The organism is Pseudomonas sp. NBRC 111143 (assembly GCF_001320965.1).
Classification (GTDB): domain Bacteria; phylum Pseudomonadota; class Gammaproteobacteria; order Pseudomonadales; family Pseudomonadaceae; genus Aquipseudomonas; species Aquipseudomonas machongensis.
On sequence record NZ_BCBT01000045.1, the window covers coordinates 1 to 18,271 of the forward strand.

Annotated in this window: 28 protein-coding genes; 18 read left to right on the forward strand and 10 right to left on the reverse strand. The window is 61.1% G+C overall.

What is annotated here, in order from left to right:
* Positions 1 to 141: 141 nt before the first annotated feature.
* Positions 142 to 708, reverse strand: coding sequence for a recombinase family protein (locus APH44_RS21050; RefSeq protein WP_003159185.1), 567 nt, complete (start codon positions 706 to 708; stop codon positions 142 to 144).
* A gap of 181 nt (positions 709 to 889) precedes the next feature.
* Between APH44_RS21050 and APH44_RS21055 the strand changes: the two genes are divergently transcribed.
* From APH44_RS21055 to APH44_RS21080, 7 genes are all read left to right on the forward strand, one after another.
* Entirely contained in the window at positions 890 to 1,141 is a 252-nt protein-coding gene (locus tag APH44_RS21055) for an AbrB/MazE/SpoVT family DNA-binding domain-containing protein (protein ID WP_003108276.1), read from the forward strand.
* The gene (locus APH44_RS21060; RefSeq protein WP_003159186.1) at positions 1,138 to 1,533 is read left to right on the forward strand and encodes a type II toxin-antitoxin system VapC family toxin; all 396 of its coding nucleotides are present in this window, start codon (positions 1,138 to 1,140) and stop codon (positions 1,531 to 1,533) included. Before APH44_RS21055 ends, APH44_RS21060 begins: the two co-directional genes overlap by 4 nt.
* Before the next feature lie 11 nt (positions 1,534 to 1,544).
* Positions 1,545 to 2,081 carry a hypothetical protein gene (locus APH44_RS30235; protein ID WP_003159187.1) on the forward strand — a complete coding sequence of 179 codons (537 nt, stop codon included), beginning with the start codon at positions 1,545 to 1,547 and terminating at the stop codon, positions 2,079 to 2,081.
* Positions 2,082 to 2,384: 303 nt separating this feature from the next.
* Positions 2,385 to 2,666 (forward strand): hypothetical protein, encoded by a 282-nt coding sequence (locus APH44_RS21070; RefSeq protein ID WP_054894414.1) that lies wholly within the window; start codon positions 2,385 to 2,387, stop codon positions 2,664 to 2,666.
* Positions 2,663 to 2,959 carry a type II toxin-antitoxin system mRNA interferase toxin, RelE/StbE family gene (locus APH44_RS21075; protein ID WP_054894415.1) on the forward strand — a complete coding sequence of 99 codons (297 nt, stop codon included), beginning with the start codon at positions 2,663 to 2,665 and terminating at the stop codon, positions 2,957 to 2,959. Before APH44_RS21070 ends, APH44_RS21075 begins: the two co-directional genes overlap by 4 nt.
* Positions 2,956 to 3,126, forward strand: a complete 171-nt coding sequence (locus tag APH44_RS30130; protein ID WP_166479518.1) for a hypothetical protein — start codon at positions 2,956 to 2,958, stop codon at positions 3,124 to 3,126. Before APH44_RS21075 ends, APH44_RS30130 begins: the two co-directional genes overlap by 4 nt.
* Positions 3,123 to 3,350 carry a hypothetical protein gene (locus tag APH44_RS21080; protein WP_054894416.1) on the forward strand — a complete coding sequence of 76 codons (228 nt, stop codon included), beginning with the start codon at positions 3,123 to 3,125 and terminating at the stop codon, positions 3,348 to 3,350. The genes APH44_RS30130 and APH44_RS21080 overlap by 4 nt, the downstream gene beginning before the upstream one ends.
* A 128-nt stretch (positions 3,351 to 3,478) precedes the next feature.
* Here the strand turns inward: APH44_RS21080 and APH44_RS21085 are convergent, their stop codons facing one another.
* Complete coding sequence (locus APH44_RS21085; protein WP_054894417.1) at positions 3,479 to 3,739, reverse strand: hypothetical protein; 261 nt, start codon at positions 3,737 to 3,739, stop codon at positions 3,479 to 3,481.
* A gap of 135 nt (positions 3,740 to 3,874) precedes the next feature.
* Here APH44_RS21085 and APH44_RS21090 point away from each other — a divergent pair, with 135 nt between their 5' ends.
* Positions 3,875 to 5,554, forward strand: a complete 1,680-nt coding sequence (locus APH44_RS21090; protein ID WP_000179844.1) for a Mu transposase C-terminal domain-containing protein — start codon at positions 3,875 to 3,877, stop codon at positions 5,552 to 5,554.
* Positions 5,555 to 5,556: 2 nt separating this feature from the next.
* The gene (locus APH44_RS21095) at positions 5,557 to 6,549 is read left to right on the forward strand and encodes a TniB family NTP-binding protein (RefSeq protein WP_001381192.1); all 993 of its coding nucleotides are present in this window, start codon (positions 5,557 to 5,559) and stop codon (positions 6,547 to 6,549) included.
* On the opposite strand, the gene APH44_RS21100 is transcribed toward APH44_RS21095, so the two are convergent.
* The 4 genes from APH44_RS21100 to APH44_RS29345 form a co-directional block, all read right to left on the reverse strand.
* Entirely contained in the window at positions 6,518 to 7,018 is a 501-nt protein-coding gene (locus APH44_RS21100) for a GNAT family N-acetyltransferase (RefSeq protein WP_000376623.1), read from the reverse strand. The two genes, APH44_RS21095 and APH44_RS21100, sit on opposite strands and share 32 nt — an antisense overlap.
* A 127-nt stretch (positions 7,019 to 7,145) precedes the next feature.
* A complete protein-coding gene (gene sul1, locus APH44_RS21105; protein ID WP_000259031.1) occupies positions 7,146 to 7,985 on the reverse strand; it encodes a sulfonamide-resistant dihydropteroate synthase Sul1 in 840 nt (279 codons plus the stop codon).
* Positions 7,979 to 8,326 carry a quaternary ammonium compound efflux SMR transporter QacE delta 1 gene (locus tag APH44_RS29340; protein WP_000679427.1) on the reverse strand — a complete coding sequence of 116 codons (348 nt, stop codon included), beginning with the start codon at positions 8,324 to 8,326 and terminating at the stop codon, positions 7,979 to 7,981. The genes sul1 and APH44_RS29340 overlap by 7 nt, the downstream gene beginning before the upstream one ends.
* A gap of 231 nt (positions 8,327 to 8,557) precedes the next feature.
* Positions 8,558 to 9,298, reverse strand: coding sequence for a xeruborbactam-resistant subclass B1 metallo-beta-lactamase IMP-10 (locus tag APH44_RS29345; protein ID WP_032490175.1), 741 nt, complete (start codon positions 9,296 to 9,298; stop codon positions 8,558 to 8,560).
* A gap of 152 nt (positions 9,299 to 9,450) precedes the next feature.
* Between APH44_RS29345 and intI1 the strand changes: the two genes are divergently transcribed.
* The 3 genes from intI1 (at position 9,451) to APH44_RS21120 (ending at position 11,709) form a co-directional block, all read left to right on the forward strand.
* Entirely contained in the window at positions 9,451 to 10,464 is a 1,014-nt protein-coding gene (gene intI1, locus APH44_RS21110; RefSeq protein WP_000845048.1) for a class 1 integron integrase IntI1, read from the forward strand.
* Between the two features lie 206 nt (positions 10,465 to 10,670).
* Positions 10,671 to 10,901 (forward strand): hypothetical protein, encoded by a 231-nt coding sequence (locus tag APH44_RS21115; RefSeq protein WP_012196455.1) that lies wholly within the window; start codon positions 10,671 to 10,673, stop codon positions 10,899 to 10,901.
* A gap of 151 nt (positions 10,902 to 11,052) precedes the next feature.
* A complete protein-coding gene (locus APH44_RS21120) occupies positions 11,053 to 11,709 on the forward strand; it encodes a recombinase family protein (RefSeq protein ID WP_012196454.1) in 657 nt (218 codons plus the stop codon).
* A gap of 57 nt (positions 11,710 to 11,766) precedes the next feature.
* Here APH44_RS21120 and merR read toward each other — a convergent pair whose 3' ends face one another.
* Positions 11,767 to 12,201, reverse strand: coding sequence for an Hg(II)-responsive transcriptional regulator (gene merR / locus APH44_RS21125; RefSeq protein WP_000429838.1), 435 nt, complete (start codon positions 12,199 to 12,201; stop codon positions 11,767 to 11,769).
* A 71-nt stretch (positions 12,202 to 12,272) separates the two neighbouring features.
* Here merR and merT point away from each other — a divergent pair, with 71 nt between their 5' ends.
* The 6 genes from merT to merE are packed head-to-tail and all read left to right on the forward strand — an operon-like array spanning position 12,273 to position 15,420.
* Positions 12,273 to 12,623, forward strand: a complete 351-nt coding sequence (gene merT, locus APH44_RS21130; protein ID WP_001294667.1) for a mercuric ion transporter MerT — start codon at positions 12,273 to 12,275, stop codon at positions 12,621 to 12,623.
* 15 nt (positions 12,624 to 12,638) lie between these two features.
* Positions 12,639 to 12,914: a mercury resistance system periplasmic binding protein MerP gene (gene merP, locus APH44_RS21135; protein ID WP_000735441.1), complete on the forward strand. Its 276-nt coding sequence runs from the start codon at positions 12,639 to 12,641 to the stop codon at positions 12,912 to 12,914.
* A 2-nt stretch (positions 12,915 to 12,916) separates the two neighbouring features.
* Positions 12,917 to 13,162 carry a mercury resistance system transport protein MerF gene (merF, locus tag APH44_RS21140; protein WP_000654684.1) on the forward strand — a complete coding sequence of 82 codons (246 nt, stop codon included), beginning with the start codon at positions 12,917 to 12,919 and terminating at the stop codon, positions 13,160 to 13,162.
* Positions 13,159 to 14,805 (forward strand): mercury(II) reductase, encoded by a 1,647-nt coding sequence (gene merA / locus APH44_RS21145; RefSeq protein ID WP_000136268.1) that lies wholly within the window; start codon positions 13,159 to 13,161, stop codon positions 14,803 to 14,805. The genes merF and merA overlap by 4 nt, the downstream gene beginning before the upstream one ends.
* A 16-nt stretch (positions 14,806 to 14,821) precedes the next feature.
* Positions 14,822 to 15,187, forward strand: a complete 366-nt coding sequence (gene merD, locus APH44_RS21150) for a mercury resistance co-regulator MerD (RefSeq protein WP_054890425.1) — start codon at positions 14,822 to 14,824, stop codon at positions 15,185 to 15,187.
* On the forward strand, positions 15,184 to 15,420 hold the full coding sequence (merE, locus tag APH44_RS21155) for a broad-spectrum mercury transporter MerE (RefSeq protein WP_001087809.1): 237 nt from the start codon (positions 15,184 to 15,186) through the stop codon (positions 15,418 to 15,420). The genes merD and merE overlap by 4 nt, the downstream gene beginning before the upstream one ends.
* A 52-nt stretch (positions 15,421 to 15,472) precedes the next feature.
* Here the strand turns inward: merE and APH44_RS21160 are convergent, their stop codons facing one another.
* The 3 genes from APH44_RS21160 to APH44_RS21170 are packed head-to-tail and all read right to left on the reverse strand — an operon-like array spanning position 15,473 to position 18,270.
* The gene (locus APH44_RS21160; RefSeq protein WP_000904941.1) at positions 15,473 to 16,087 is read right to left on the reverse strand and encodes a recombinase family protein; all 615 of its coding nucleotides are present in this window, start codon (positions 16,085 to 16,087) and stop codon (positions 15,473 to 15,475) included.
* Between the two features lie 60 nt (positions 16,088 to 16,147).
* The gene (locus APH44_RS21165; RefSeq protein WP_014754502.1) at positions 16,148 to 17,365 is read right to left on the reverse strand and encodes a TniQ family protein; all 1,218 of its coding nucleotides are present in this window, start codon (positions 17,363 to 17,365) and stop codon (positions 16,148 to 16,150) included.
* Positions 17,362 to 18,270 (reverse strand): TniB family NTP-binding protein, encoded by a 909-nt coding sequence (locus APH44_RS21170; protein ID WP_003465065.1) that lies wholly within the window; start codon positions 18,268 to 18,270, stop codon positions 17,362 to 17,364. Before APH44_RS21170 ends, APH44_RS21165 begins: the two co-directional genes overlap by 4 nt.
* Position 18,271 lies beyond the last annotated feature (1 nt).

The window sequence follows — 18,271 nt, forward strand, 5'->3', positions numbered from 1 at the left end:
GAACCGGGAACCTTCCCTTTTTGGCTAGGCGTGAAACAATGGTCATTTTCCCTATACCCAAAATGACCAGGAGGCCCGCATGAAAGTCGCACGCATCTACCTGCGCGTGATGTCATTTTCAGAAGACGACTGCACGGAATATCAGGAGTCGGCTGCACTGGTGGATTGCAGCGCGGTGTACAGGGCCGTCTTGCTCACCTTGAGCCGTGTAGCGGCCTCTCGGACATTAAGCCCGTTGGCGATGTGCTCCCGCGCTCGCTGCAACTTGTCGGCGGTGACAACCGGCTTTCGCCCGCCCTTCCTCCCACGAGCGGCGGCGGCAGTCAACCCGGCCTTGGTGCGCTCGCGGATCAAGTCGCGCTCGAACTGGCCCAGCGCGCCGAACACGTGGAAGATGAGCCGCCCGCCTGGCGTGGTGGTGTCGATGGCTTCCGTCAGAGAACGGAAGCCGACGCCTCGCGCTTCCAGCGCGCCTATCGTTTCGATTAGGTGCGGCATAGAGCGCCCGAGCCGATCCAGCCGCCAGACGGCCAGCACGTCGCCGTCGCGCAGGTAGGCCAGCGCATCAGCCAAGCCGGGGCGGTCGGCCTTGGCCCCGGAAGCCGTGTCCTCGAAAACGCGCTCGCAGCCTGCCTTGCGTAGCGCATCCGTCTGCAAGGCGGTGTCCTGTTCCGCCGTCGATACCCGCGCATAGCCGATCAGTGCCATTTGCCGCCTCTCTTGTCCGTCATTCCGTCCGCCTATCTTAATGTCCGACAACCCGTTGTGCAATAACTTTGCTGGACAGTGTCCGGCATGGCCGACTAATGATCGTTTGACGGACATTGACGGTAAGGCATTTTTGCATTACTATGTGAAGCATCAACCTTGATTGCGAGGGCAAACCACCATGACCACATTGACCGTTACCGCACGGGGACAAGTGACGTTTCGGAAGGACGTACTGCAACACCTCGGCATCAGGCCAGGCGACAAGATCGAGCTGGACTTGTTGCCAGACGGTCGGGGCGTGCTCAAGGCGGCACGGCCCGCAGGGACGATAGCCAGCTTTGTCGGCCTGCTCGCGGGCAAGACGCAGAAGGTTGCCACCATCGAAGAAATCAACGAGGCGGCGGCGCAAGGCTGGGCAGGTAAGCAATGAAGGTCGCAGTCGATACCAACGTCCTTGTGCGTGCGGTTGTGCGTGACGATCCCGCACAAGCGGACGTTGCCGCCGCAGTCTTGACCGACGCCGAGTTGATCGCGGTCGCGCTGCCGTGCCTATGCGAATTTGTTTGGGTGCTGCTGCGTGTCTACGGCTTCCAGCAAGCCGACGCGGCCAGCGCGATCCGGGCACTACTGGCCGCCGCGAATGTGGAAGTGAACCGGCCTGCCGTGGAGGCTGGCTTGCTGGTGCTCGACGCGGGCGGAGACTTTGCCGATGGCGTCATTGCCTACGAAGGCAACTGGCTTGGCGGGGAAACCTTCGTTTCCTTCGATAAGAAGGCGGTGGCACTTCTCACGGCGCAAGGGCAATCAACGCGCCTTTTGTGACGGACATGAGCATGAACGAATTCCGCCGACTGGCCGCGAAGATCGACCAACACATGCAGCAGCTTGCCGCCCAGGGTGTCAGCGAGGCCCATGCCATCATCAATCGCATGATGGGGTACGGGCCTGACCTGCACAGGATTTGGGTCGGCACATCCGATCAGCAGCTCATGGCGCTGTCCCGCGAGTTCCCAGGGTTCTACCGCTACGCCCGCATCATGGAAGAGGCATCCGAAGCCGAGCGCCGCAAGGCTTCGCGGCCCTATGACGGCATGGCCGAGTTCTCCGAACAGCACAAGCAAATGGGCGCGCAACTGCTGACCACGGCGGCCACGCTTGAGCGTGGCTACCAGGCGTTTCGTGCGAGCGGCAGTCTCCAAGACTTCCGGCCTCAGCTCGACGAGCTGGGCCGCCTGCATCGGCAATGGCTGTCCGACCTGGAAGCCTTCAAAGACTCGCTGCGCACGCAGGGCGCAGAACCCAAGGTGCTGGAATACGTGAACGAGGCTTTCGGCCGCCTGGCCGAGCGCATCAAGCAGCTTGCCGGTTGATCGCCGGAATTTTCGGCGGTTCCGGCTTTGTCGCGCCGTGCACAAGAGTTCTGAGCAATTCCGATCTCTCGCGGCGCTTCGTGCATAGAACTTCTGACCGTTCCCGGTCAGAAGTTCTATGCACACACGGCGGCCAGCCCAGTGAACTGGTGCAGTCGCCTTCTGAAAACGACACTAAATGCGCCTAGCCCAATTTCCCGGCCTCAATGAGCCTGCGGGGCCAGCAGACGCAAGACAATTTCAGCGTGCGCGTGATACTGATAACGTATATACTGCGTTAGTACCTCTACAAAGGAGCGCACCATGTCAAAAGAAGCTGTTTTCACGATGAAGCTGGAACCGGAGCTGCGCGCCGACTTCATGGCCGAAGCTGCCGGCGAAGATCGGCCGGCGTCCCAGGTCATGCGCGAGCTGATGCGCGGCTACATCGAGCAGCGCCGCCAGGCCCGCGAATATGACGACTACCTGCGGCGCAAGGTCGAAGCCGGCCGCGCCTCGATGCGTGCCGGCCTGGGCCGGTCGAATGATGAAGTTGAAGCCGCGTTCGCTGCCAGGCGCAACCAGGTAGCGGCAGGCCAGGCGTGATAGTTGTCTGGACGCCAGAAGCGGAACAAGACCGCGCCGACATTTGGGACTACATCGCGGCAGACAATCCCGGCGCAGCCGTTCGCATGGATGAGCTTTTCAGCGATGCGGCCGCCAGGCTGGCCGCGCATCCGAAGATGGGCCGGACGGGCAAGATTTCAGGCACCCGCGAGCTGATACCGCATGAAAGCTATAGGTTGGTGTATGAGATCGAGGGGGGCACGGTTTGGGTGTTGGCCCTGGTGCATACCGCCCGCCAGTGGCCGCCAGTCAAGAAAGGGGATAGGGCATGACCATCAAAACCATCAGCGCCGCCATTCCTGCGAACGTGAAGGCCGAAGCGGCCGCCGTCGCGGCAGCGCACGGCATGAGCCTGGCCGCGCTGCTGCGCGAGCTGCTGGCCCGCGTAGCCGCCCGTGACGCCGAAACGCTGGCCTGGCTCGATGAGGCCCGCCGATGAGCGACCCGAAGAACCTGGAAACCTGGCTGCATGAGAAGGCCGGCCCGGCCCATGACGCCCTGAAAGCCGACCCGGCCCGCGCCGTCTCGGCCGAACATCTGACCACGGCCGAGGCCGTGGCCGCGCTCCTTGCCGACGCCGAAGCCACCGGCGATGCGGCTTACATCGAGCACGCGCACCAGGTCGCAGCACGTGCGCGAACCATGCACGGCCTGGAATGGTAGGGATGGCCAACATCGCCAGTTCCGACGATGACAGCCGCCGCGGTGGATCTCATCGCCATTCCTGACGATGCAGGCCCGGACGTGAAAAGGGCGGCCAACTGGCCGCCCTTGTCGTTCCTGGTTGTGCCTTACCTGGTGGCGTTGAAGTCGGCCATCTTCAACTGCGCAAGGGCCGATTCCGCCTGTAGCTTGTCCAGCGCGGCCGCCTCGCGGGCGCGGGCTGCTGCAAGCAACACCGCCAGCAGCTCGCGGCGCTCGGCCGTCATGCCGCCGGGTTCGCGTAGCTCGGCCTCGATGCTGTCCATCGTGTTCTGCGTCCGGCTTGCCGTGGCCTGGTAGGCGTCATAGGCGGCCTGCACCGGGGCCATGATCGAAAAGCGGGCTGTCATTTTCAGAAGACGACTGCACCAGTTGATTGGGCGTAATGGCTGTTGTGCAGCCAGCTCCTGACAGTTCAATATCAGAAGTGATCTGCACCAATCTCGACTATGCTCAATACTCGTGTGCACCAAAGCGAGGTGAGCATGGCGACGGACACCCCACGGATTCCAGAACAAGGCGTGGCCACTCTGCCTGATGAGGCTTGGGAGCGTGCGCGCCGTCGTGCGGAGATCATCAGTCCGTTGGCGCAGTCGGAGACGGTCGGGCACGAAGCGGCCGATATGGCGGCTCAGGCGCTGGGCTTGTCTCGGCGCCAGGTATACGTTCTGATCCGGCGTGCCCGGCAAGGCAGCGGCCTCGTGACGGATCTGGTGCCCGGCCAGTCCGGTGGAGGTAAAGGTAAGGGGCGCTTGCCGGAACCGGTCGAGCGCGTCATCCACGAGCTACTGCAAAAGCGGTTCCTGACCAAGCAGAAGCGCAGCCTAGCGGCCTTTCACCGCGAAGTCACTCAGGTGTGCAAGGCTCAAAAACTGCGAGTGCCGGCGCGCAATACCGTGGCCTTACGGATCGCTAGCCTTGACCCGCGCAAGGTCATCCGCCGGCGGGAAGGCCAGGATGCCGCTCGTGACCTACAAGGTGTGGGCGGCGAGCCTCCTGCCGTGACCGCGCCGCTGGAGCAGGTGCAGATAGACCATACGGTCATCGACCTGATCGTGGTCGATGACCGCGACCGGCAACCTATTGGCCGCCCGTACCTGACCCTCGCCATCGACGTGTTCACCCGCTGCGTGCTCGGCATGGTCGTCACGCTGGAAGCGCCGTCTGCCGTTTCGGTTGGCCTGTGCCTCGTGCATGTCGCCTGCGACAAGCGCCCTTGGCTGGAAGGACTGAACGTGGAAATGGATTGGCAGATGAGCGGCAAGCCCTTGCTGCTCTACCTAGACAACGCGGCCGAGTTCAAGAGCGAGGCCCTGCGCCGGGGTTGCGAGCAGCATGGCATCCGGCTGGACTATCGCCCGCTGGGACAGCCGCACTATGGCGGCATCGTGGAACGGATCATCGGCACGGCGATGCAGATGATTCACGACGAACTGCCGGGAACGACCTTCTCCAACCCTGACCAGCGCGGCGACTACGATTCCGAAAACAAGGCCGCCCTGACGCTGCGCGAGCTAGAGCGCTGGCTCACATTGGCGGTCGGCACCTACCACGGTTCGGTGCACAACGGCCTGCTCCAACCGCCGGCCGCGCGCTGGGCCGAGGCCGTGGCGCGTGTCGGCGTACCGGCCGTCGTCACACGCGCTACTTCGTTCCTGGTCGATTTTCTGCCGATCCTCCGGCGCACGCTGACCCGCACCGGCTTTGTCATCGACCACATCCACTACTACGCCGATGCGCTCAAGCCGTGGATTGCGCGGCGTGAACGCTGGCCGTCCTTTCTGATCCGGCGCGATCCGCGCGACATCAGCCGTATCTGGGTCCTGGAACCGGAGGGACAGCATTACCTGGAAATTCCCTACCGTACCTTGTCGCATCCGGCTGTCACCCTCTGGGAACAACGGCAGGCGCTGGCGAAACTGCGGCAGCAAGGGCGCGAACAGGTGGATGAGTCGGCGCTGTTCCGCATGATCGGCCAGATGCGTGAGATTGTGACCAGCGCGCAGAAGGCCACACGCAAGGCGCGGCGTGACGCGGATCGCCGCCAGCACCTCAAGACATCAGCTCGGCCGGACAAGCCCGTTCCGCCGGATACGGATATTGCCGACCCGCAGGCAGACAACTTGCCACCCGCCAAACCGTTCGACCAGATTGAGGAGTGGTAGCCGTGGACGAATATCCCATCATCGACCTGTCCCACCTGCTGCCGGCGGCCCAGGGCTTGGCCCGTCTTCCGGCGGACGAGCGCATCCAGCGCCTTCGCGCCGACCGCTGGATCGGCTATCCGCGCGCAGTCGAGGCGCTGAACCGGCTGGAAGCCCTTTATGCGTGGCCAAACAAGCAACGCATGCCCAACCTGCTGCTGGTTGGCCCGACCAACAATGGCAAGTCGATGATCGTCGAGAAGTTCCGCCGCACCCACCCGGCCAGCTCCGACGCCGACCAGGAGCACATCCCGGTGTTGGTCGTGCAGATGCCGTCCGAGCCGTCCGTGATCCGCTTCTACGTCGCGCTGCTCGCCGCGATGGGCGCGCCGCTGCGCCCACGCCCACGGTTGCCGGAAATGGAGCAACTGGCTCTGGCACTGCTGCGCAAGGTCGGCGTGCGCATGCTGGTGATCGACGAGCTGCACAACGTGCTGGCCGGCAACAGCGTCAACCGCCGGGAATTCCTCAACCTGCTGCGCTTCCTCGGCAACGAACTGCGCATCCCGTTGGTTGGGGTAGGCACGCGCGACGCCTACCTAGCCATCCGCTCCGATGACCAGTTGGAAAATCGCTTCGAGCCGATGATGCTGCCGGTATGGGAGGCCAACGACGATTGCTGCTCACTGCTGGCCAGCTTCGCCGCTTCGCTCCCGCTGCGCCGGCCTTCCCCAATTGCCACGCTGGACATGGCTCGCTACCTGCTCACACGCAGCGAGGGCACCATAGGGGAACTGGCGCACTTGCTGATGGCGGCGGCCATCGTCGCCGTGGAGAGCGGCGAGGAAGCGATCAACCATCGCACACTCAGCATGGCCTGTCGACAACCTCTCGCGCAACCAAGACATCGCGGTCGGACTGCAAGTGATCTTGAAGCCACGGGCCCGTCCCACCCCGACATGGACCTCGATGCCCGAACGGACGTTAGATTTCGAGTTCTAGGCGTTCTGCGATGAAGGTTGGATCCCAGCCGGGATTGAAAGTGTCGACGTGGGTGAATCCGAGCCGCTCGTATAGGCCACGCAGGTTCGGGTGGCAGTCGAGCCGCAGCTTGGCGCACCCCTGCGTTCGCGCGGCATGGCGGCAAGCCTCGATCAGCGCGGAGCTGACACCCCGGCCCGCATGTGTCCGTCGCACCGCGAGCTTGTGCAGATATGCGGCCTCCCCCTTGAGGGCGTCGGGCCAGAACTCGGGATCCTCGGCCGACAAGGTGCAACAGCCGACGATGCCGTCGCTGCAACTCGCGACTAGGAGCTCGGATCTCAGGACGAAGGTCTCCGCGAATGTCCGGTCGATCCGCGCGACGTCCCAGGCGGGCGTTCCCTTGGCGGACATCCACGCCGCAGCGTCGTGCATCAGCCGCACAACCTCGTCGATATCACCCGAGCAGGCGACCCGAACGTTCGGAGGCTCCTCGCTGTCCATTCGCTCCCCTGGCGCGGTATGAACCGCCGCCTCATAGTGCAGTTTGATCCTGACGAGCCCAGCATGTCTGCGCCCACCTTCGCGGAACCTGACCAGGGTCCGCTAGCGGGCGGCCGGAAGGTGAATGCTAGGCATGATCTAACCCTCGGTCTCTGGCGTCGCGACTGCGAAATTTCGCGAGGGTTTCCGAGAAGGTGATTGCGCTTCGCAGATCTCCAGGCGCGTGGGTGCGGACGTAGTCAGCGCCATTGCCGATCGCGTGAAGTTCCGCCGCAAGGCTCGCTGGACCCAGATCCTTTACAGGAAGGCCAACGGTGGCGCCCAAGAAGGATTTCCGCGACACCGAGACCAATAGCGGAAGCCCCAACGCCGACTTCAGCTTTTGAAGGTTCGACAGCACGTGCAGCGATGTTTCCGGTGCGGGGCTCAAGAAAAATCCCATCCCCGGATCGAGGATGAGCCGGTCGGCAGCGACCCCGCTCCGTCGCAAGGCGGAAACCCGCGCCTCGAAGAACCGCACAATCTCGTCGAGCGCGTCTTCGGGTCGAAGGTGACCGGTGCGGGTGGCGATGCCATCCCGCTGCGCTGAGTGCATAACCACCAGCCTGCAGTCCGCCTCAGCAATATCGGGATAGAGCGCAGGGTCAGGAAATCCTTGGATATCGTTCAGGTAGCCCACGCCGCGCTTGAGCGCATAGCGCTGGGTTTCCGGTTGGAAGCTGTCGATTGAAACACGGTGCATCTGATCGGACAGGGCGTCTAAGAGCGGCGCAATACGTCTGATCTCATCGGCCGGCGATACAGGCCTCGCGTCCGGATGGCTGGCGGCCGGTCCGACATCCACGACGTCTGATCCGACTCGCAGCATTTCGATCGCCGCGGTGACAGCGCCGGCGGGGTCTAGCCGCCGGCTCTCATCGAAGAAGGAGTCCTCGGTGAGATTCAGAATGCCGAACACCGTCACCATGGCGTCGGCCTCCGCAGCGACTTCCACGATGGGGATCGGGCGAGCAAAAAGGCAGCAATTATGAGCCCCATACCTACAAAGCCCCACGCATCAAGCTTTTGCCCATGAAGCAACCAGGCAATGGCTGTAATTATGACGACGCCGAGTCCCGACCAGACTGCATAAGCAACACCGACAGGGATGGATTTCAGAACCAGAGAAAGAAAATAAAATGCGATGCCATAACCGATTATGACAACGGCGGAAGGGGCAAGCTTAGTAAAGCCCTCGCTAGATTTTAATGCGGATGTTGCGATTACTTCGCCAACTATTGCGATAACAAGAAAAAGCCAGCCTTTCATGATATATCTCCCAATTTGTGTAGGGCTTATTATGCACGCTTAAAAATAATAAAAGCAGACTTGACCTGATAGTTTGGCTGTGAGCAATTATGTGCTTAGTGCATCTAACGCTAAGTTCAGCGGCAGTTTGTAAGTTGCGCGTTGTGGAATACTTTGCGAAGCAAACCACAAAAGCGCAACTTACAAACTGTCCAGCCACGTAGTGGCGTGCTGCAACGACTTGTTAGAAATTTAGTTGCTTGGTTTTGATGGTTTTTTACTTTCGTTTAACCCTTTAACCGCCTGCTCTAATGTAAGTTTCAAGAGTGATGCGTCTCCAACTTCACTGTGACTTGGAACAACCAGTTTTGCCTTACCATATTTGGACTTTAATAATTTGGCGGACTTTGGCCAAGCTTCTATATTTGCGTCACCCAAATTGCCTAAACCGTACGGTTTAATAAAACAACCACCGAATAATATTTTCCTTTCAGGCAACCAAACCACTACGTTATCTGGAGTGTGTCCCGGGCCTGGATAAAAAACTTCAATTTTATTTTTAACTAGCCAATAGTTAACTCCGCTAAATGAATTTGTGGCTTGAACCTTACCGTCTTTTTTAAGCAGTTCATTTGTTAATTCAGATGCATACGTGGGGATAGATCGAGAATTAAGCCACTCTATTCCGCCCGTGCTGTCGCTATGAAAATGAGAGGAAATGCTGCCTTTTATTTTATAGCCACGCTCCACAAACCAAGTGACTAACTTTTCAGTATCTTTAGCCGTAAATGGAGTGTCAATTAGGTAAGCCTCAGCATTTACAAGAACCACCAAACCATGTTTAGGAAAAACGCCCCACCCGTTAACTTCTTCAAACGAAGTATGAACATAAACGCCTTCATCAAGCTTTTCAATTTTTAAATCTGGCAAAGACTCTGCTGCGGTAGCAATGCTGCAAAACAAAAATATAAAGAATACAGATAACTTGCTCATACTTTTCCTTTTCTAACTTTGTTTTAGGGCGACTGCCCTGCTGCGTAACATCGTTGCTGCTCCATAACATCAAACATCGACCCACGGCGTAACGCGCTTGCTGCTTGGATGCCCGAGGCATAGACTGTACAAAAAAACAGTCATAACAAGCCATGAAAACCGCCACTGCGCCGTTACCACCGCTGCGTTCGGTCAAGGTTCTGGACCAGTTGCGTGAGCGCATACGCTACTTGCATTACAGCTTACGAACCGAACAGGCTTATGTCCACTGGGTTCGTGCCTTCATCCGTTTCCACGGTGTGCGTCACCCGGCAACCTTGGGCAGCAGCGAAGTCGAGGCATTTCTGTCCTGGCTGGCGAACGAGCGCAAGGTTTCGGTCTCCACGCATCGTCAGGCATTGGCGGCCTTGCTGTTCTTCTACGGCAAGGTGCTGTGCACGGATCTGCCCTGGCTTCAGGAGATCGGAAGACCTCGGCCGTCGCGGCGCTTGCCGGTGGTGCTGACCCCGGATGAAGTGGTTCGCATCCTCGGTTTTCTGGAAGGCGAGCATCGTTTGTTCGCCCAGCTTCTGTATGGAACGGGCATGCGGATCAGTGAGGGTTTGCAACTGCGGGTCAAGGATCTGGATTTCGATCACGGCACGATCATCGTGCGGGAGGGCAAGGGCTCCAAGGATCGGGCCTTGATGTTACCCGAGAGCTTGGCACCCAGCCTGCGCGAGCAGCTGTCGCGTGCACGGGCATGGTGGCTGAAGGACCAGGCCGAGGGCCGCAGCGGCGTTGCGCTTCCCGACGCCCTTGAGCGGAAGTATCCGCGCGCCGGGCATTCCTGGCCGTGGTTCTGGGTTTTTGCGCAGCACACGCATTCGACCGATCCACGGAGCGGTGTCGTGCGTCGCCATCACATGTATGACCAGACCTTTCAGCGCGCCTTCAAACGTGCCGTAGAACAAGCAGGCATCACGAAGCCCGCCACACCGCACACCCTCCGCCACTCGTTCGCGACGGCCTTGCTCCGCAGCGGTTACGACATTCGAACCGTGCAGGATCTGCTCGGCCATTCCGACGTCTCTACGACGATGATTTACACGCATGTGCTGAAAGTTGGCGGTGCCGGAGTGCGCTCACCGCTTGATGCGCTGCCGCCCCTCACTAGTGAGAGGTAGGGCAGCGCAAGTCAATCCTGGCGGATTCACTACCCCTGCGCGAAGGCCATCGGTGCCGCATCGAACGGCCGGTTGCGGAAAGTCCTCCCTGCGTCCGCTGATGGCCGGCAGCAGCCCGTCGTTGCCTGATGGATCCAACCCCTCCGCTGCTATAGTGCAGTCGGCTTCTGACGTTCAGTGCAGCCGTCTTCTGAAAACGACATCTGGTGTTCCTCATTCTCTGGTGGCTGCGCGGCCCGGTGCGCTTTCTTCTCGGCTTGGCTTCGTTCGCCAGTCTCATCACCCTACCGATCATGTGGCTTGGGCTGGACTCGGCCAATAAGACCCACATCATGCTATCGGTCGCAGGCGTCGGCCTTGGTGCGTCGGCCCTCATGTGGTTTTATGACGCGCTTCTCATGAGGCTGGCACCAGAACCAATCCTATTCAGCACCTAAACGAAGGCCGGGCCACTCACCCGGCCTTTTTTGTACGCTCATAGGGCAGAACAAACCAACGTTTTATCTATACCGCAACAGGGTATTTAATTCCTATTTAATCTGCGCTAGAATGAGGCATGTTTAACCGAATCTGACGTTTTCCCTGCAAATGCCAAAATACTATGCCTATCTCCGGGTTTCGCGTGACGGCCAAGACCCGGAAAACCAAAAATACGGTTTGCTCGAATACGCGAACGCCAAAGGCTTCGCGCCGCTACAGATCGAGGAAGAAATTGCCAGCAGAGCAAAGGACTGGCGCAAGCGCAAGCTCGGAGCAATCATCGAAAAGGCCGAGCGTGGCGACGTGCTACTGACGCCGGAGATTACGCGCATTGCCGGTTCCGCCCTCGCCGCCTTGGAAATTCTCAAAGCGGCGAGCGAGCGCGGCCTAATCGTCCATGTGACCAAACAGAAGATCATCATGGACGGCAGCCTACAAAGCGACATCATGGCAACCGTGCTTGGCTTGGCTGCACAGATCGAGCGGCATTTCATTCAGGCACGTACCACCGAGGCGCTACAAGTCGCCAGAGAGCGCGGCAAGACGCTCGGGCGACCCAAGGGCAGCAAATCGAGCGCCTTGAAGCTGGACAGCCGTATTGATGAAGTACAGGCATACGTGAACCTTGGCTTGCCGCAAAGTCGCGCAGCCGAGTTGTTAGGCGTCAGCCCTCACACCTTGCGCCTGTTCATCAAACGCCGGAACATCAAACCCACAAACACTAGACCAACCATCACCATGCCGGGGAGGGAACAACATGCCTAAGAAGGAGTCGCCTCAGAAAACGGAAAATAAAGCACGCTAAGGCGTAGTTCCCTCGGGCTACACCGCGTCCGCACTGCGCGGTTCTTTCTTCCCTTGCAGTGACGCAATCAGCGGGCAGGAAACGTTCCCCTTCCGCGCATGGCAGGCGCACACCAAATCAGACAGCACGGCCTCCATGCGCGCCAGGTCAGCCATCCTCTCGCGCACGTCCTTGAGCTTGTGCTCGGCCAGGCTGCTGGCTTCCTCGCAATGGGTGCCATCCTCCAGCCGCAGCAGCTCGGCGATCTCATCCAGGCTGAAGCCCAACCGCTGGGCTGATTTCACGAAGCGCACCCGCGTTACATCCGTCTCGCCATAGCGGCGAATGCTGCCGTAAGGCTTGTCCGGTTCCGGGAGCAAGCCCTTGCGCTGATAGAACCGGATGGTCTCCACATTGACCCCGGCCGTCCTGGCGAAAACGCCAATGGTCAGGTTCTCCAAATTGTTTTCCATATCGCTTGACTCCGTACATAACTACGGAAGTAAGCTTAAGCTATCCAATTCAGATTCGAAAGGACAAACGTATGTCTGAACCTCAAAACGGGCGCGGCGCGCTCTTCACTGGCGGGCTGGCCGCCATCCTCGCCTCGGCTTGCTGCCTCGGGCCGCTGGTTCTGATCGCCTTGGGGTTCAGCGGCGCTTGGATCGGCAACTTGACGGTGTTGGAACCCTATCGCCCCATCTTTATCGGCGTGGCGCTGGTGGCGTTGTTCTTCGCCTGGCGGCGCATCTACCGGCCGTCAGCCGCCTGCAAACCGGGTGAGGTTTGCGCGATTCCCCAAGTGCGAGCTACTTACAAGCTCATTTTCTGGGGCGTGGCCGTGCTGGTTTTGGTCGCGCTCGGATTTCCCTACGTCGTGCCATTTTTCTATTGATCACAGGAGTTCACCATGAAAAAGCTGCTTTCCGCCCTTGCCCTCGCTGCCGTTGTTGCCCCCGTGTGGGCCGCCACCCAGACCGTTACGCTGTCCGTACCGGGCATGACCTGCTCGGCCTGTCCGATCACTGTCAAGAAGGCGATTTCCAAGGTCGATGGCGTCAGTAAAGTTGACGTGACCTTCGAGACGCGCGAAGCGGTGGTCACCTTCGATGATGCCAAGACCAGCGTGCAGAAACTGACCAAGGCTACCGAGGATGCGGGCTACCCATCATCAGTCAAGAACTGATCATGAAAGACCCGAAGACACTGCTGCGGGTCAGCATCATTGGCACAACCCTCGTGGCGCTGTGTTGCTTCACCCCTGTTCTGGTCATTTTGCTCGGTGTGGTCGGCTTGTCCGCGCTGACCGGCTATCTGGACTATGTGCTGCTGCCTGCGCTGGCGATTTTCATCGGCTTGACCATCTACGCCATCCAACGAAAACGCCAAGCCGATGCCTGCTGCACACCGAAATTCAATGGAGTAAAAAAATGACCGAAATCACCGTGAATGGCATGACCTGCACATCCTGCGCCACCCATGTCAAAGATGCTTTGGAAAAGATTCCCGGCGTGAATGCCGCTGTGGTGTCCTATCCAGAAAGCCGCGCGCAAGTCATGGCAGACACCGCCGTGAGCCACAACCAACTGCTGGCCGCCATCGCCGCATTGGGTTATCAAGGCTCGATCCGGGTTGGTGATTTCAAAGATGAACCAAAAATCCGTGATGCACTTGAGGGCGCCGGTTTGCATATCGCCATCATTGGCAGCGGCGGGGCCGCGATGGCGGCGGCGCTGAAGGCCGTCGAGCAAGGCGCGACGGTCACGCTGATCGAACGCGGCACCATCGGCGGCACCTGCGTCAATATCGGCTGTGTGCCGTCCAAGATCATGATCCGCGCTGCCCATATTGCCCATCTGCGCCGGGAAAGTCCGTTCGACGGCGGTATTGCGGCAACTGTGCCTGCGATTGACCGCAGCAAACTGCTGGCCCAGCAGCAGGCCCGTGTCGATGAACTGCGGCACGCCAAATACGAAGGCATCCTGGACGGCAATCCAGCCATCACCGTTTTGCACGGTGAAGCGCGTTTCAAGGACGACCAGAGCCTGGTCGTCCGTTTGAACGAGGGTGGCGAGCGCGAGGTAACGTTCGACCGCTGCCTGGTCGCCACCGGTGCCAGTCCGGCCGTGCCGCCGATTCCGGGCCTGAAAGAGTCACCCTACTGGACTTCCACCGAAGCGCTTGTCAGCGACACCATTCCCGCACGCCTGGCCGTGATCGGTTCGTCGGTGGTGGCGTTGGAACTGGCGCAAGCCTTTGCCCGGCTCGGCAGCCAGGTCACGATCCTGGCACGCAGCACCTTGTTCTTCCGGGAAGACCCGGCCATCGGCGAGGCCGTGACAGCCGCTTTCCGCGCCGAGGGCATCGAGGTGCTGGAGCACACGCAAGCCAGCCAGGTCGCCCATGTGAACGGCGAATTCGTGCTGACCACCGGACACGGTGAATTGCGCGCTGACAAGTTGCTGGTTGCCACCGGTCGGGCACCGAATACGCGCAGCCTCGCGCTGGACGCGGCGGGGGTCACTGTCAATGCGCAAGGGGCCATCGTTATCGACCAAGGCATGCGCACGAGCAACCCGAACATCTACGCGGCCGGCGACTGCACCGACCAGCCGCAGTTCGTCTACGTGGCAGCGGCCGCCGGCACCCGTGCCGCGATCAACATGACCGGCGGCGACGCAGCCCTCAATCTGACCGCGATGCCGGCAGTGGTGTTCACCGACCCGCAAGTCGCCACCGTGGGCTACAGCGAGGCGGAAGCGCACCACGATGGCATCGAGACCGACAGTCGCACGCTGACACTCGACAACGTTCCGCGAGCGCTTGCCAACTTCGACACACGCGGCTTCATCAAGCTGGTCATCGAGGAAGGTAGCGGACGGCTCATCGGCGTGCAGGCGGTGGCCCCGGAAGCGGGCGAACTGATCCAGACGGCGGTGCTCGCCATCCGCAACCGCATGACGGTGCAGGAACTGGCCGACCAGTTGTTCCCCTACCTGACAATGGTCGAGGGGTTGAAGCTTGCGGCGCAGACCTTCAACAAGGACGTGAAGCAGCTTTCCTGCTGCGCTGGATAAAAAAAGGAGGTTTTCAATGAGCGCCTACACCGTGTCCCGGCTGGCCCTTGATGCCGGGGTGAGCGTGCATATCGTGCGCGACTACCTGCTGCGCGGATTGCTGCGTCCGGTGGCGTGCACCCCGGGCGGCTATGGCCTGTTCGATGATGCCGCCTTGCAACGGCTGTGCTTCGTGCGGGCGGCCTTCGAGGCGGGCATCGGCCTGGACGCGCTGGCGCGGCTGTGCCGGGCGCTGGATGCTGCGGACGGCGATGAAGCGGCCGCGCAGCTTGCCGTTCTGCGCCAGTTCGTCGAGCGTCGGCGCGAAGCGTTGGCCGATCTGGAGGTGCAGTTGGCCACCATACCGACCGAGCCGGCACAGCACGCGGAGAGTCTGCCATGAACAGCCCCGAGCGCTTGCCGTCCGAGACGCACAAACCGATCACCGGCTACCTGTGGGGCGCGCTGGCCGTGCTCACCTGTCCCTGCCATTTGCCGATTCTCGCCATTGTGCTGGCCGGCACGACGGCCGGCGCGTTCATCGGAGAGTACTGGGGTATCGCAGCCCTCACGCTGACCGGTTTGTTCGTCCTGTCTGTGACACGACTGCTGCGGGCCTTCAAAGATCGATCATGAGCGCTTCCCATTGAGACAAACCACGCTGTCGCTACGTTGCCTCATGCCGGCATCAAATTCGGCTGAGTAGCTTCTCGCCATCTGGACGTAGCTCACCCTTGGGTGAAACATGCCGATACAGGGTCTGCCGCGTGACGCCAAGTTCCTGGCACAGGTCGCCGACCTTGGTCTCTGGCTGACCCATTGCCGCCATCGCCAGCCGCAGCTTGGCGGCGGTCATCTTGAACGGCCGGCCGCCTTTCCGCCCGCGCGCGCGGGCCGAGGCTAGGCCGGCAATCGTGCGCTCCGCGATCAACTCGCGCTCGAACTCGGCCAGGGCGGCGAAGATGCCAAAGACCAGCTTGCCGGCGGCGGTCGTGGTGTCGATGGCCGCGCCGTGCCCGGTTAATACCTTCAAGCCGATGCCGCGCCCAGTCAGGTCGTGCACGGTGTTGATGAGATGTCGCAGGTCGCGTCCGAGCCGATCCAGTTTCCACACGACCAGTGTGTCGCCAGTTCGCAACGCCTTCAGGCAGCTCGTCAAGCCGGGCCGATCCTCGCGCATGCCGGATGCCTGGTCCTCGTAAAGATGTACTGGATCGACCCCGGCGGCAATCAGCGCGTCGCGCTGCAAATCGGTAGCCTGGGAGCCGTCCGCCTTCGATACCCGCATGTAGCCTATCAGCATGTCGTACCTGTCACATATACGTTCGATTATGTGACAGTGTGAGCCAGAAAGTTCTCGCCGTCAAAAACTGTCACTTAACCCGTCATTTAGTCTAAGACCTGCAAACGGCCATTCAGGCTCGTAATGTGACAAAAACTCCGGCGGGATGCCCTCCTTGGTGAACGTGGTGCGCAAACGTTCCAGGGATTCGGGGTCGCGTCGCCCGTAGGACGCCAGTGTGAACAGCAAGCGGGCCGTCTCCGGGTTGTGTCGCGCTTCAATGATGGCCTCATCGATGGCCTGGGCTGCTCGTTGCCAGTGGTTGATGGGTTCCGGCTTCGGCACCTTCGCCGGCAGGCCGTTGGTGAAACCAGTGTGCGGCTCCGTCTGAAACAGCGCGGCCTGTTCCCCGCGCGGGATCAGCGCCTTTGACTCGATCAGCGTGATGGCGGTGGCCGCCGCCTCCAGCATCTGCCACTGCACCGCCGGGGCCAGAATCTCGTAGGGACGCCACAGACTCTGCCCGGCGCGCAGCGGATGGCCGCAGCGCTCCCAGACATGGCGGATGCTCGCCGAGCAACTGCCGCAGTGCGAGAGCGGCGTGTTCAGCTCATCAAGCAGGGTGCGCAGCAGCCGGAACCACAAGCCGGCGTGGACACGCCGACGCGGCAGCTCCACAAAACCCGTCGTCAGCGCCTGCCAGGTGCGCCGGTCCATGCAGGCGATTGCGTCATCGGCAGGGCGCGGCGCAGCATCGGCGATTTCCCACTGAAGATACCGGCCGGGCATGCCCCAGTAGGACTCCAGCCAGCAGCCATGCTGCGGGCAGCTCAGCATCAAGGGGAGCTGCCAGACGAGTAGCACAGCTTGATTCGTTGGATCGTTCAGACACTGCGGACACGCCCGGCGAATCGTCTGGCTCGGTAGCCAGGCACGCCAGCGAGTGATGGACCGCACCTTGCGGGTGCGCTTGGGCAGGAGCACCGCGCATTGGAATGTATAGGTTTCCAAGGCTGCTGGTACCGAATCGTCGAGACTGTCGAGCAGCCACGGCACCCAGCCTGCAAGACTCATGCTGCGCAACCGCTCCAGCTCGACGCCACTGCGCTGGCAGAGCGCCGTCAGCAACGACAAGGATGGTGCGGTATCCAGGTCATCAAGTTGGCTGTGACCAAGATCGTGGGCCAGCAGCTCGTGCACGTCCATCTGGTAGCAGGCGGCGACCCGGTTGAGCCATGAGGACAGGGCTTCGCCTTCCTTGGGTGCCGGATGCAGCGGCCAGCGCGGCGCGGACTTCACATCAGTTCCCGCTCGAACTGTCGCCGCCGCTCACTGGGGCCGATGTAGTCGGCCATGCTGAGCGTGCGGTGGTTGATCGCTTCCTCGCCACTCTCCACGGCGGCGACGGCCGCCGCCACCAGCAGATGTGCAAGCTCGCCGATGGTGCCTTCGCTCCGGGTGAGCAGGTAGCGGGCCATGTCCAGCGTGGCAATCGGGGATGGCCGCCGTAGCGGGAGTGACGCCGCGAAGCTGGCCAGCAGCGAGCAGCAGTCCTCATTGGCCTCCCACGGCGGCAGCAGCATCGGCTCGAAGCGGTTTTCCAACTGATCGTCCGAACGGATGGCCAGGTACGCCTCGCGCGTGCCGACCCCGACCAGGGGGATACGCAGCTCGTTGCCGAGGAAGCGCAGCAGGTTGAGGAACTCGCGCCGGTTAACGCTGTTGCCAGCCAGTACATTGTGCAGTTCGTCGATCACCAGCATGCGCACGCCGACCTTGCGCAGCAGGGCCAGCGCCAGTTGCTCCATTTCCGGCAGCCGTGGGCGCGGGCGCAGCGGCGCGCCCATCGCAGCCAGCAGCGCGACATAGAAGCGGATCACCGATGGCTCTGACGGCATCTGCACGACCAGCACCGGGATATGTTCTTGGTCAGCGTCGGTGCCGACCGGGTGCGCCCGCCGGAATTTCTCGACGATCATCGACTTGCCGTTGTTGGTGGGGCCGACCAGCAGCAGGTTTGGCATGCGTTGCTTGTTCGGCCACGCATACAGAGTTTCCAGCCGGTTCAGCGCCTCGACCGCGCGCGGGTAGCCGATCCAGCGGTCGGCGCGAATGCGCTGGATGCGCTCGTCTGCCGGCAGCCTGGCCAAACCCTGTGCCGCTGGCAGCAGGTGGGACAGGTCAATGACGGGATATTCGTCCACG